This window comes from Micromonospora sp. NPDC047753, from assembly GCF_040642735.1.
Taxonomy (GTDB): Bacteria; Actinomycetota; Actinomycetes; order Mycobacteriales; family Micromonosporaceae; genus Micromonospora.
In genome coordinates this window covers 1-12,381 of record NZ_JBEYSL010000175.1, presented here as the reverse complement: position 1 = coordinate 12,381, position 12,381 = coordinate 1, and the positions used below count along the sequence as shown (strand labels likewise).

Sequence of the window (12,381 nt, the reverse complement as noted above, 5' to 3'; positions counted from 1 at the left end):
ATCAACGCTCCCCTAGACAGTCTCGAACCATCGTAGGCGCTTCATCGGCGCGATGGTCACTGGTGGCGGTGCTCGACCCCGCCGAACCCGACATATCTCGGGCAACCGGAACTTCGAGGGCCGGATCAACCCGGACGTCAAGATGAACTACCTGGCGTCGCCGCCGCTGGTGGTCGCCTACGCCCTGGCCGGCACCATGGACATCGACCTGGCCAACGAGCCGATCGGTGAGGACTCCGAGGGCAACCCGGTCTACCTGCGCGAGATCTGGCCGAACAGCGCCGAGATCCAGGACGTCATCGCCCAGGCGATCGGCGCCACCGGTTTCAGCGCCGCGTACGCCGATGTCTTCGCCGGCGACGAGCGGTGGCAGTCGCTGCCGACCCCGACCGGCGACACCTTCGCCTGGGAGAACGACTCCACCTACGTGCGTAAGCCCCCGTACTTCGAGGGCATGCAGCAGGAGCCGAGCCCGGTCGTCGACATCTCCGCCGCACGGGTGCTGGCCAAGCTGGGTGACTCGGTGACCACCGACCACATCTCGCCGGCCGGCGCGATCAAGGCGGACTCCCCGGCCGGCACGTACCTGGCCGAGCACGGCGTGCCGCGCCACGAGTTCAACTCGTACGGTTCCCGCCGGGGCAACCACGAGGTGATGATCCGGGGCACCTTCGCCAACATCCGGCTGCGCAACCAGCTGGTGCCCGGGGTGGAGGGTGGCTTCACCGTCAACCACCTCACCGGCGAGCAGACCTCGATCTACGACGCCTCGATGGCCTACCAGGAGGCTGGCATCCCGCTGGTCATCCTGGCCGGCAAGGAGTACGGCTCGGGCTCGTCGCGGGACTGGGCGGCCAAGGGCACGATGCTGCTGGGCGTCCGGGCGGTCATCGCCGAGTCGTACGAGCGGATCCACCGCTCCAACCTGATCGGGATGGGCGTACTGCCGCTCCAGTTCCCGGTGGACGTCACCGCCGAGTCGCTCGGCCTGACCGGCACCGAGACGTTCACCATCACCGGGGTGACCGCCCTGAACGACGGTGATACCCCGCGCACCGTGCAGGTCAGCACCGACACCGGCGTGGAGTTCGACGCCGTGGTGCGGATCGACACCCCCGGTGAGGCGGACTACTACCGGCACGGCGGCATCCTGCAGTACGTGCTGCGCCGCATGATCGCCAACTGACGTCGTACGGCTGGTGAAGGCCGCTCCCGCTCCGGCGGGGGCGGCCTTCACCGTTCCAGGCGAGGGATGCTGTCAGAGCGTCCGTAGTCGCTCGGCTACCGCGTCATCCACGGCGCGGCACGCGTAACCCCGTAACCGCCGTCGCAGGGTGGTCGCCCGAAGCGCGTCCCGCGCGGCAGCCCGCAACACTGCACTGTCAGAGGCCACAGCCTCATCGACCTCGGCGAAGAGACTCTCGACCTGACGCATGTCGTAACCGCGCAGAGTAACCACGAACGGCAGTGCCATGTGGCCACCATATCGATCGCCGCCTGCGCCGACAGGGGTGACTGCTCAGCGCAGCCGCAGCGCGACAGCGCGGGCCTCCTCGTCGTACGCGACTCGAAGGACCCGGCAGGTCCGGCGCTCGCCTTCGACAGGACGGCCTGGACCAGGTTCGTGGCAATGGCCAAGCGCTGCTGACCCTCCCCGCGGTCGTGTGTCGAGCGACAGATCGCGCCGATCTTGCAGTTTCGGTCGTCGACATGAGCGGTTCTGTCCCTTGTGTCGGGACAGAAAATGCAAGATCGCGGAGCGGGGACAGACCCGGTCCGTCGATCATGGAGTGGTGGTGCCTGGTTTGGCGGTTCACGGGGGCTTTGTCGCCCACCACAACTCCATGATCGGCGAGGCGGTGCCGGTTCAGATGACCGACGTACCGCTCCTGGTGCCGTGCGGCCGCTCCGCTACCGGTCGAGTTCGTCGGCCCGGTCCAGCAGCGCACGGCGCTCGGCGGTCGAGCCCACCGCTGCCGCCGCCTCCCGGAACAGTCCTGCCGCGCGTCTGCGGTCGCCCTGCCGGGCCACCAGATCGGCCTGCACCGCCGCGGCGAGCGGATGGTCGTCCAGCCCGCCCCCGGCGCGGGCCGCGTCGAGGACTACCAACCCGGCGACCGGCCCGTACGCGTAGCCGTGCGCTACCGCGCGGTTGAGCGCGATCACCGGTGAGGGGCGCAGGTCGGCGAGCGCGTCGTAGGCCCGCGCGATCGTCTGCCAGTCGGTCTCGTCGGCCGAGGCGGCGGTGGCGTGGCTGGCGGCGATCCGGGCCTGCCACGCGTACGGCCCGTCCTGGCGTACCCGATCGAGGGCGGTCAGGCCCTCGGCGATGGCGGCGCGGTCCCACCGGTCGCGGTCCTGCCGTTGCAGGGTGAGCAGGTTGCCGGCGGCGTCGCGGCGGGCGTCCCGACGGGAGTGTTGGAACAGCAGCAGCGCCAGCAGCGCGGCGACCTCGGACTGGTGTGGCATCAGCTGGTCGAGCAGCCGGGCCAGCCGGACCGCCTCGTCGGCGAAGGCCGGTTCGCCGTCGGCGACGTAACCCCTGGTGAACAGCAGGTACAGCACGGCGAGGACGCCGGGCAGCCGCTCGGTCAGCGCCGGCCCGCTCGGCACCCGGTACGGAATGCCGGCCTGGGCGATGCGGGTGCGCGCCCGGGTCAACCGGCGGGTCATCGTCGACTCGCTGACCAGCAGCAGGCGGGCGATGTCAGCGGTGGGCACGCCGCAGACCGTCCGCAGCGTCAACGCCACCCGGGCCTCGATCGCGAGCGCCGGATGGCAGCAGGTGAAGATGAGACGCAACCGGTCGTCCACCACGTCCTGCCCCACCTCGGGCTCGGGCTGCGCGTCATCGGGCGTGAGCAACGCCAGGTCGTGCAGCTTGCGCCGCTCCACTGTGGCCCGGCGCAGCACGTCGATCGCCCGGTTGCGCGCCACGGTCATGAGCCAGCCGCCCGGGTTGCCCGGCACACCGTCGGTGGGCCAACGTTCCAGCGCGACGGTCAACGACTCCTGGGCGCAGTCCTCGGCCAACGCCCAGTCCCCGGTGACCCGGATGAGGGTCGCGACGATCCGGGGGTACGCCTCGACGCCGGCGACCGCGACGGCCTCCGCCGCCGCGTCGGACGGTGCCGGGTTGCGCACCGGCCGGCGCGGCGGGGTGGACAACCTCGTCAGTCGGACAGGTCCGCGAACGGACGCAGTTCCAGTCGCCCCTCACGTGCCATCGGGTGGGTGCGGGCCACCTCGATCGCCTCGTCCAGGTCGGCGCAGTCGAGCAGGTCGAAGCCCACGATCACCTCGGCGGTCTCCGCGAACGGCCCTTCGGAGACGAGCAGCTCGCCGTCGCGAACGCGGACGGTGGTGGCCGCGCTGGTCGGCCCCAGTACGTTGCCGGTCAGGCGGCGGCCACGAGAGTCGTTCTCCGCCACCCACTTGTCGATGTCGGGAAGCTCGGTGGGGTCGGTGTCCGGCTCGGTGTCGCTGCAAACGAACATCATGTACTTCATCTGATCGCTCCCTTGGTTTCTCGGGGTGTCGCCAGCATGACGATCGGCCGGGAGCGTTCCGGACACCCTCCCCCGAAAAATTCCGGTCAGTCTCCGCTGGCGGCGCGGCGGCGGGCCTCGCGGGTCTTCATGGCGTGCTCCATCAGCGTGACGAGCACCTCCTTGCTGGACTCACGCTGCCGGGCGTCGCAGAGCAGCACCGGCACACCCGGGTCCAGGTTCAGCGCGGCCTGCACCTCGTCGAGCCGGTACTTCCGGGCGTCCTGGAAGCAGTTCACCGCCACCACGAAGGGCGTGCCCCGACCCTCGAAGTAGTCGATCGAGGGGAAGCAGTCGGCGAGCCGGCGGGTGTCGGCCAGCACCACCGCGCCGATCGCCCCCAACGCCAACTCGTCCCAGACGAACCAGAACCGGTCCTGCCCCGGCGTACCGAACAGGTACAGCACCAGGTCATCGCTGATGGTGATCCGGCCGAAGTCCATGGCCACGGTGGTGGTGGTCTTGCTCTCCACCCCGGACAGGTCGTCGATGCCGACCCCCGACTCCGTCAGCACCTCCTCGGTGCGCAACGGCCGGGTTTCGCTGACCGCGCCGACCATCGTCGTCTTGCCCACGCCGAAGCCGCCCGCGACCAGGATCTTGATCGCGGTGGGCAGTGGCGTCGCTCCCGCCGGCCGGTCAGAGTGCCCGTAGTCCATTGATTACCGCCTCGAAGATGCTGTTGTCGGGAAGACCGGCCGTGGTCTGCGGCTCGCGGACCTGCACCAGGCTGCGGGCCGCCAGATCGCCGAGGAGCACCCTGATGGTGCCCACCGGCAGGTCGAGATGGGCGGCGATCTCGGCGACGGACTGTATGCGTTGGCACAGCCCGACGATCGCCAAGTGCTCGGGACCGAGACCGACCTCGGGCGTGACCTCGGCTCGGGTCGCCGTGACCAGGGAGATCAGGTCGAACGTGCCGGTGACCGGGCGGGCCCGACCACGCGTCACCGCGTACGGACGCACCACCGGGCCCGCGTGGTCATCCACCCACTGATGGTCTGCGGACTCCCCCTGGACCGTCATCGCCGCTACCTCTCGCCGACCTGCTGATCAGTGCCGCGCGACGGTGATGCGACGTACTTGCCGACCCGGGTGACCAGCATCGCCATCTCGTAGGCGATCAGGCCGACGTCGGCGTCCTCGCTGGCCAGTACCGCCAGGCAGGCGTTGCGGCCCGCCGCGGTGACGAACAGGAACGACGACTGCATCTCGATGATGGTCTGCTGCACCTGCCCGCCACCGAAACGCTTGCCGGCGCCCCGCGCGAGGCTCTGGATGCCAGCCGCCATCGCAGCGAGGTGCTCGCCGTCGTCCCGGCTCAACCCCTGCGAGGAGGCCATCAGGAGGCCGTCGGTGGAGAGCGCGACCGCGTGTTCGGCCTGCTTCACCCGGCCCACCAGGTCATCCAGCAACCACGTCAGGTCGGCGCTCGAAGCCGTCTTCTGGGTCACTTCGTCGTCCTCTTCTCGCCCGGCTGTGCGCCGTTGTTCGTCTGGGGCTCGACCGTCACACCGCGCGTCGTCGGTGCTCGGTCAGGTCGCTTGTGGATCCTCGTCGGCCGGCTCGGACGGCGTCGTCGTCACCGGTGCGCCGGAGGCGCCGCCGAGCAGCCGCGCCGCGTCGGTCCGCCCACGCCTGGTGCCGGTCTGGTAGGAGCTCATCATCCGGCGAACCTGCTCCGGTGGGCGCACCACATCCTCGTCGTCGGTTTCGGACACCGCCGGGTCGTCTCGCAACTCGGGAACGATGTTCGCCTGTCGGACCCGGACGGGCAGGCCGGAGTCGGTCCGCTCCGCATCGGCGCTGGCGGGCGCCGGCCCACCGTCGCCGGCCGGGGCCGCCTCTTCGCCGGGGGTCTCCGGGCGGGTGGTGTCGACAGCGGGCAGCCCGGTGGGCACTGTCGGGGCTTCCAAGGCTGGCTGAGCGGGCCCGCGCCGGGCGCGGGTGGGCAGGTCGGGGGCGCTGGTTGCCGGGGTGGTCCGCTGTCGGGTGGGGAGAACGGTTTCCGCCTCGGTCTCCCCGTCCGTCGTCGGCGCGGTGGCGTCGGCTGGATTCGGCGCCGCCGAGGTCACCGCCACCTCCGACGTGGTGGTCGTCGGTGCGGCGAGCGCGACCGGTGCGAGGGGGGTCGTACGGCCGGTGTCCGTGGCGGGTGCCGGCGGCATCGGGATGGCCGAGCCGGTCCGGAACGAGCCGGAGTCCTCCGGGGAGGCGTCGGCCTCGGTGACCAGCTCCAGCGGGATCAGCACGACAGCGGTGGTGCCGCCGTACGCGGACTCCTTGAGCCGTACCCGCACGCCGTGCCGTTCGGTCAGCCGGCTCACCACGTAGAGCCCGAGGCGGGCGGCGTTGGCGAGGTTCAGCTCGGACTGGTCGACGATCCGGTGGTTCGCCGCGGCCAGGTCCTCCTCACTCATGCCGAGGCCACGGTCCTCGATCTCGATGGCGAAGCCGTTGGAGACCAGTTGACCGCGGACCTCGACCGTCGTGTGGGGCGGGGAGAACGACAGGCCGTTCTCGATCAGCTCGGCGAGCAGGTGGATGACGTCGCCGACCGCGCGGCCGGCGAGCGAGACAGGACCGAGCGGCAGCACGTTGACCCGGGTGTAGTCCTCCACCTCGGCCACGGCGCCGCGCACCACGTCGACCATCGGGACGTTGCGCCGCCAGGCCCGACCAGGGGTGGAGCCGGAGAGCACGATCAGGTTTTCCGCGTTGCGCCGCATCCGGGTGGCGAGGTGGTCGACCCGGAACAGGTCCTCCAGCTCCTCCGCGTCGTGCTCGCGGCGTTCCATCGCGTCGAGCAGGGTGAGCTGACGGTGGACGAGCGCCTGCGTGCGTCGGGCCAGGCTCAGGAAGACCTCGCGGACGTTGCGACGCAGGTCGGCCTGCTCGACGGCGGTGCGCAGGGCGGTCTCCTGAACGGCGTTGAACGCCTTGCCGACCTGACCGATCTCGTCGGTGCCGAACTCCAGCGGGGGCGCCTCGGTGGCCACGTCGACCTCCTCGCCGCGCCCGAGCCGGTCCACCACCCGGGGGAGCCGCTCGTCGGCGAGCTGCCAGGCGGCCTGTCGCAGCCGCTCCAGCTGGCGCAGCAGGTTCCGCGCGGTGGTGATGGAGATGACGACGGAGGCGATGACGGCGAGCAGGCCCAGACCGGTGGCGAGCACCAGCCGGACGACGACCATCACGGCGACGCCGGTGGCCCGGTCCACGATGCCCTCACCGCCGTCGACCACGACGTCGTTGATCTCGGCCAGCGCGGGTTCCACGGTGCCGCGCCACTGCTCGGCGCCGACCGGTAGCTGCGTCGACGGCCGGCCCTCGCGGATGATGCTGTCCTGCACGGCGCGCAGTCGGGTGAACGCCTCACCCTCGACGAGCTGCTGGTAGCGGCGCTGGTCGGCGTCGGCGAGCCGGACCCGGGTCTCCTCACCGACGAACCGCTCCGCGCCGACCAGCGCGACGTAGCGGGCGTACTCGGCACCGCTCATCCGCCCGTTGCCGAAGAGGCCGCTGAGCAGTGCGTCCTCCTGCGAGACCAGCTCCTTCATCCGGTTGAGCTGGATGAGGGCGGCGGCCTCGCCGGCGATCTGCTTGTCGTCCAGGCTGCCTGTCACGTCGTAGATCTGGAAGATCGATTCGATCGCGCCGGTGTACGCCTCGGCGGCGGCGATCCGATCGATCTTGCGGTCGAGCACCTCGGCACGCGTCTGCTTCAACGTGTCGACCTGGGCGATCGTCATACGGAGCTGGTTGTCCAGTGCGGAGCTGCCGGCCATGTCGACCTGCCAGTTGCGCACCGAGTCGGCGAAGGCGCCGGCCAACTGCGTGGTCTTGCGGTGTTCGGCCTCAAGGGCCGTCCGCTGCGCGGCCTCGGGATTGCTCAGGTACGCCTGGGTCAACCGCCGCTCCACCTGGAGTTCCTGCAGCAGCGGCTCGCTCGGCGTGTAGACCTTGCTGTTGAGCAACTGGACACCGAGGAGATTGAAGCCGTCACGCAGGGTCACCCACGCCGCGAACATCCAGAGCGCGACCAGGGAGAGCAGCAGGGCGACAACCTTGGTGCGGATACTGGTACCGCGAGAGCGCATTGAACCGTCCCAGGCCGGGCGTTGACTCAGCTCATCAACGAATGATCAGAGGGGGCGACGTCCCACCACAGCGGGGCATCCGGGGCTGAGGCTCTGCGTACGCTAGCAGTGTCCACACAACCCCTCAAGTCGCTGTTTTTGTTGACTGGTAACCGCAATCCACCACCGATCGGTCCACGCCGGCGGCACGGATGCCGGCCAGTCGGCAGGCGGCGAGCACCGCTGCGCGAACGATGACTGTCGGACAGTACAGCTCCTTGCCGTACCACAGTGGAGGGTGCTCCCGCGCGGCGGATTCGTGCAGGTAGGCGTGCCCGCGCGCCACGGCCGCGTCGACCCGGGGCACCGTCGTCGGCACCGTCAACAGCACCTGGAGGGCGTACGCGGTCTCCTCGGCGGTGCCGTCCCACCGCCCCCACGAGCCGTCCGCGCGCTGGCTGTCCAGCACCCAGGCGGCTGCCCGATCCACCGCCTCGGCGGCAGCCGCGCCCCGCCCGAACTCGGCAAGTGCCAGGACGCAGCAGGCGGTGGCGTAGAACGGCGAGGCGTGCCACCTGTCCTGCCAGGCACCGTCCGCGCGTTGACGCCCGGTCAGCACCGCGCTCAGCCGGTCGACCGCCCGGTGGTAGCGACCGTCCGCGTCCGAGTACCGGCTCACGTACTGACCGAAGGCGTCCAGCACGTGGGCGTTCGTGGTGACCGAGAAACCGTCCTCCCCCGGCCAGGTGCAGAAGCCGTCAGCCGTCTCGTACGCCCACAGGCTGGCCGGGTCCGCCGGACGGCCGAGTCGGGCCAACGCGTCGAGGGAGACCGCCGTGGTGTCCGCGTCGGTCGGCAGGCCGTCGCCGGTGGCGATGCCCTGGCCGGTGGTGGCAGCGGTCAGGCTCTCCAGGACCGAGGCCGGCGGGTCGATCGTGAACCCGGCCCGGTACAGACCGCTCAGCACCCAGGCGCGCTCGAAGACGGTGATCGGTGCGGGGCAGGGCACCGGGCCACCTCCGTCGCGGATCAACGCCCGCAGGAAGGCGTACGCGGCGGGGCCGGCAGCCGGGCCGGCGACGCTCAGCCAGGCCGCGGTCGCGGCGGGTGAAGCGCCGACGGCGGTGAGCGTGGGGCCGGCGTCGGGGGGTGCCGCGTCCAGGATCTCGTAGAAGTGGGCCAACTTCGGCGGCAGCGCCGCTCCGGCGGCCACCGCGGACCGCACCGCGCGCAGCCGGTCCCGGTTCAGCCCGGCCGGGAGCGGCAGTGGCGCGCGGGCCAGTCGGTCGGCGGCGGCTCCTTTCAGCCCGGCGAGCCGGCCATTGATCGTGTCGACCAGCGCCGGAACGATGAGGTCCAGCGCGGGGGTGTCCGGCAGGGTCCGGGCGTCCGTGCGGAGCAGCGTGTCGACGAGCGCGCGGAGCCCACGGGCCACCGGGGCGAGCAGCTCCGTCCCGGCCCTGCCGTCGGACAACACGGCGAGCAGCGCGTCGGTGGCGCTCAGCGTCGGCACCAGGGCGTACCCCTCGGGTGGGCCCCACGCTCCGTCCGGGCGCTGGGTGCGCACCAGGAACGCGATCCGCTGGTGGTGCCCGGTCAGCCAGGGGGCGACGGCGACCAGCCGCCCCGTCTCGTACACGGACGCGGCGACCTCCCCCCACGGCCGCAGGCCGAGGCCGGCGACCAGCTCGCGGGCGGCGTCGGCGACCGGTTCGGTGGTCGTCGCCGCGTCGGCGAGGAAGCGGGTGCCACAGTCACTCATCGCGCAGTCCCCAGAAGTCCGACAGTTGGTAGAAGCCGCCGGTGAAGGAGATCTGCCGGTTGAGGTAGTCCGCCTGACGGGGGCACCGCTCGGCGAGGGCGGCCAGGTCACCCCGGGAGCGGGCGGTCAGCTCGGCCAGCCGGTCGTGCACCTGCGCCGGGTCGTCGACGAGCGAGAGGGCGTTCAGGTCACCCCACTCGGCGTCACGTGTCTGTGTGGCGAGGTCGTTGACCAACCGCAGCACCCGCTGCACGCCACGTCCGGCGTCCAGCAGGTCGGTCAACTGGGCAAGTGTCCGGTCGTCACCGGTCGCGATCCAGTGGGTGGCGTTGACGAAGGAGCAGGCCAGGTTGTCCGCGTTGTCCAGGTAGCGGTCCAGGTCCGGCAGGCGTCGCCCGGTGGTGGGGTCGGTCGGCAGGTTCTTCCAGTCCCACTCCCGCGCCACGGCGTCGAGCATCCGGGCCAGCTCGTCACGCCAGATCGGGCGCCGCCGGGTGAACGCCGGCACGGTGGTCAGCTCGTCGCGCAGGTCGGCCAGCAGTCGGGCCAGGTGCCGCCCGGGTGGCGGCGCGGCGCCGTCGGCCACCGCCAGGCAGTCATTCACGACCTCCCGGACGTCGTCCACGGACCGGGCGAGGTAGTCGACCTGCCAGTCGGCGGCGAAGACCCAGAGCAGGGTACGGGTGGTGATCCGCAGTTCGGCGGCGGTGTGCCACGGCGCGGTGAAGGCGATGGCCGTGGCCACCGAACTGAGCAGTGCCGGGTCGAACGGCGCGGCGTCGAACAGCTCGGGATGGGCGGCGGTGACGGTCTGAAGGTCGCGTACGCCCCGTACGGCGAGTGCGCACACGCGGCCCTGCTCGGCGACCGCGTCCTGACCGGCCCGCGCCGGTCGCGGGGTACCCGTCACGATGCGGCCGGGCGCTCGACCGGGGTGAGGATGAGTTCGGCCCGTTGCTTGGGTTGCAGCGAGGCGCCCATCCGGGGGGTGAGATCGACCGGTTCGCGCAGCCGGAAACGGTAGCGGCTCAGCACGGTGCTGACGATGAGCTGGGCCTCCAGCAGGAACAGGTACTGACCGAGGCACTGGTGCGGGCCCCCGCCGAACGGGAAGTAGGAGTAGCGGTAACGCCGCCGGGGCAGCTCCGGCGCGAACCGCTCGGGGTCGAAGAGTGTCGGGTCGGTCCAGAAGGTCGACATCCGCTGGGTCACGTACGGGCTGACCAGCACGGTGCCGCCGGCCTTGACCCGTACCCCGCCCAGCACGTCGTCGCCGACCGCGGTACGCGGGATCATCCAGCCGGCCGGATAGAGCCGCAGCATCTCGTCGAGCACCATCCGGCCGTAGCGCAGTTGGGGCAGGTGCTCGCGTCCGACCCGTTCGCCGCCGACCACCCGCTCGATCTCGTCGGTCATCCGCTCGGCCACGTCGGGCCGGGACCCGAGCACCGGCCAGAGCCAGGAGAGCAGGGCGATCGTGGTCTCGGTGGCGGTGGAGAACATCGCGACCACGTCGCCGCGGATCGCGTACTCGTCGGGTTCGCTGCCGTCGGCGCGCGGCCGGCAGAGCGTGGAGATGATGTCCTCGCCGTCGGTGGGATGGGCCCGGGCCTCCCGGATGATCGGCAGCACCACCTCGTCGATGGTGCGCACCGCCTCGCGGAAGCGCCGGTCGCCGGGCATCGGTACCGCGTACGGCACGACGGGCATCAGCAGTCGGGGGAGCATCGCGGTGGTGACGGTGTCCAGTGCGGCGCTGATCCGCAGCGCGTCGGGCACCGAGATCCGGTCGGCGAAGAGCACCCGCATTGTGGTGCGCAGGACGATCCGGGTCAGTTCGGCTCCGCCGTCGATCGGGCGACCGGCGCGGGCCGGTTCGAGCCACTCGTCGACCGCCTCGTTGATCGCCTCGGCCATCCTGTCGACGAGCATCTCGGCCCGCTTGGCGGTGAACAACGGTTGCAGCGCGCCTCGGCTGGATTCCCAGATCTCACCCTCGGCGACCAGGATGGCGTCGCCGACGATTCGGCGTACGGGGCGCCAGAGCAACCCGTCGCCGTCCCGGGTGTAGTTGGCAACGTTGTCCCGCAGAATGCGTTGCAGGTGCTCAGGGTGGCTGACGAGATAGGGGCGGAACGAGCCGAGGTTGAGCCGGACGACGTCACCGCCGGCGTCCTGCGCGAAGTCGACGAGTGCGCCCAGCGGATCGCGGGCCAGTGCCGGGAGAACGCGTCGTAACGGGATCGTCCGGGGCTCGGCGCTGAGGGTGACGGGGCGCGTCTCGGACACCTGCGACATCGAACCACGTCTCCTCGTCGTCCCGACGACCGCGATTGTCCACTTCGGTCGGTCAGGTTGATGAAACTTTCACCTTATGGGCCGCCGGAAGCATCTCACCAAACGGAGGGCACCTCCAGACTTGCGGACAGCGCAATTTCCATCTAAGCGCACGTACAACCATCGATGTTCTACGTCGAGCAAATCCAGAATGGATATTCAGGAGTTGCACCCGCCGGGTGGCCGACCCCGCCACCACGACGGGCGGAAGCTGGCCGCATCCCGCCGGCCGGGCTGCCACCTCTCCGCCAGGGCGACGGAGGGCCGACCGATGCGGGTCGGTGATCCGGGACGCACCGGTACCCCCGAATCCGGGCGACGCCCGACACCCTGTGCCAGGCTCTGTGGCATGGACGACAAGACCATCCTGAACCGGATCTCCGAGCTGGTCGACGAGGAACACAAGCTGCGTGCCGACGCCCAGTCCCACGAGTCGGGCACCGAGGGCGAGGCCAGCGAGCGGCTGCGCGCCCTGGAGGAGTCCCTCGACCAGTGCTGGGACCTGCTACGCCGCCGACGGGCCGCCCGGGAGACCCACGGCGACCCGGACGCCCAGGGCGAACGCCCCAAGCCCGAGGTGGAGCGCTACCTGCAATAGCCGACGTGGCGGGTCGGGCGGTGCGGCCGCCCGACCCGCTCCGATCAGCGCAGGCCCGCC

Annotated in this window: 12 protein-coding genes and 1 pseudogene; 3 read left to right on the top strand and 10 right to left on the bottom strand. The window is 71.0% G+C overall.

The window, feature by feature from the left end; genetic code table 11:
• Window positions 1-94 precede the first annotated feature (94 nt).
• Window positions 95-1,186 (top strand): annotated as a pseudogene (locus tag ABZ749_RS16820) (aconitase family protein); the annotation flags it as partial.
• Window positions 1,187-1,258: 72 nt separating this feature from the next.
• Here the strand turns inward: ABZ749_RS16820 and ABZ749_RS16815 are convergent.
• On the bottom strand, window positions 1,259-1,474 hold the full coding sequence (locus ABZ749_RS16815; RefSeq protein ID WP_357228595.1) for a hypothetical protein: 216 nt from the start codon (window positions 1,472-1,474) through the stop codon (window positions 1,259-1,261).
• Here ABZ749_RS16815 and ABZ749_RS16810 point away from each other — a divergent pair, their 5' ends adjacent.
• A complete protein-coding gene (locus ABZ749_RS16810) occupies window positions 1,475-1,648 on the top strand; it encodes a DUF397 domain-containing protein (RefSeq protein ID WP_357228592.1) in 174 nt (57 codons plus the stop codon). It begins immediately after the preceding gene.
• Window positions 1,649-1,911: 263 nt separating this feature from the next.
• Here the strand turns inward: ABZ749_RS16810 and ABZ749_RS16805 are convergent, their stop codons facing one another.
• The 9 genes from ABZ749_RS16805 to ABZ749_RS16765 all read right to left on the bottom strand — a co-directional run bounded on the left by ABZ749_RS16805 (window position 1,912) and on the right by ABZ749_RS16765 (window position 11,630).
• Window positions 1,912-3,168 (bottom strand): sigma-70 family RNA polymerase sigma factor, encoded by a 1,257-nt coding sequence (locus tag ABZ749_RS16805; protein ID WP_357228589.1) that lies wholly within the window; start codon window positions 3,166-3,168, stop codon window positions 1,912-1,914.
• A gap of 5 nt (window positions 3,169-3,173) precedes the next feature.
• On the bottom strand, window positions 3,174-3,500 hold the full coding sequence (locus ABZ749_RS16800; RefSeq protein ID WP_357207438.1) for a YciI family protein: 327 nt from the start codon (window positions 3,498-3,500) through the stop codon (window positions 3,174-3,176).
• 95 nt (window positions 3,501-3,595) lie between these two features.
• On the bottom strand, window positions 3,596-4,207 hold the full coding sequence (locus tag ABZ749_RS16795) for an ATP/GTP-binding protein (protein ID WP_355009975.1): 612 nt from the start codon (window positions 4,205-4,207) through the stop codon (window positions 3,596-3,598).
• Window positions 4,188-4,574 carry a DUF742 domain-containing protein gene (locus tag ABZ749_RS16790; RefSeq protein ID WP_030337267.1) on the bottom strand — a complete coding sequence of 129 codons (387 nt, stop codon included), beginning with the start codon at window positions 4,572-4,574 and terminating at the stop codon, window positions 4,188-4,190. Before ABZ749_RS16790 ends, ABZ749_RS16795 begins: the two co-directional genes overlap by 20 nt.
• A gap of 5 nt (window positions 4,575-4,579) precedes the next feature.
• Entirely contained in the window at window positions 4,580-5,002 is a 423-nt protein-coding gene (locus ABZ749_RS16785) for a roadblock/LC7 domain-containing protein (RefSeq protein ID WP_091403761.1), read from the bottom strand.
• 81 nt (window positions 5,003-5,083) lie between these two features.
• The gene (locus tag ABZ749_RS16780) at window positions 5,084-7,645 is read right to left on the bottom strand and encodes a nitrate- and nitrite sensing domain-containing protein (protein ID WP_357228586.1); all 2,562 of its coding nucleotides are present in this window, start codon (window positions 7,643-7,645) and stop codon (window positions 5,084-5,086) included.
• 124 nt (window positions 7,646-7,769) lie between these two features.
• Window positions 7,770-9,386 carry a prenyltransferase/squalene oxidase repeat-containing protein gene (locus ABZ749_RS16775; protein WP_357228583.1) on the bottom strand — a complete coding sequence of 539 codons (1,617 nt, stop codon included), beginning with the start codon at window positions 9,384-9,386 and terminating at the stop codon, window positions 7,770-7,772.
• Window positions 9,379-10,296: a terpene synthase family protein gene (locus tag ABZ749_RS16770; RefSeq protein WP_357204175.1), complete on the bottom strand. Its 918-nt coding sequence runs from the start codon at window positions 10,294-10,296 to the stop codon at window positions 9,379-9,381. The genes ABZ749_RS16775 and ABZ749_RS16770 overlap by 8 nt, the downstream gene beginning before the upstream one ends.
• Window positions 10,293-11,630 carry a cytochrome P450 gene (locus ABZ749_RS16765; protein WP_357228597.1) on the bottom strand — a complete coding sequence of 446 codons (1,338 nt, stop codon included), beginning with the start codon at window positions 11,628-11,630 and terminating at the stop codon, window positions 10,293-10,295. Before ABZ749_RS16765 ends, ABZ749_RS16770 begins: the two co-directional genes overlap by 4 nt.
• A 442-nt stretch (window positions 11,631-12,072) precedes the next feature.
• On the opposite strand from ABZ749_RS16765, the gene ABZ749_RS16760 reads away from it, so the two are divergent.
• Window positions 12,073-12,321 carry a DUF2630 family protein gene (locus ABZ749_RS16760; protein WP_357228581.1) on the top strand — a complete coding sequence of 83 codons (249 nt, stop codon included), beginning with the start codon at window positions 12,073-12,075 and terminating at the stop codon, window positions 12,319-12,321.
• The last annotated feature ends 60 nt before the right edge of the window (window positions 12,322-12,381 follow it).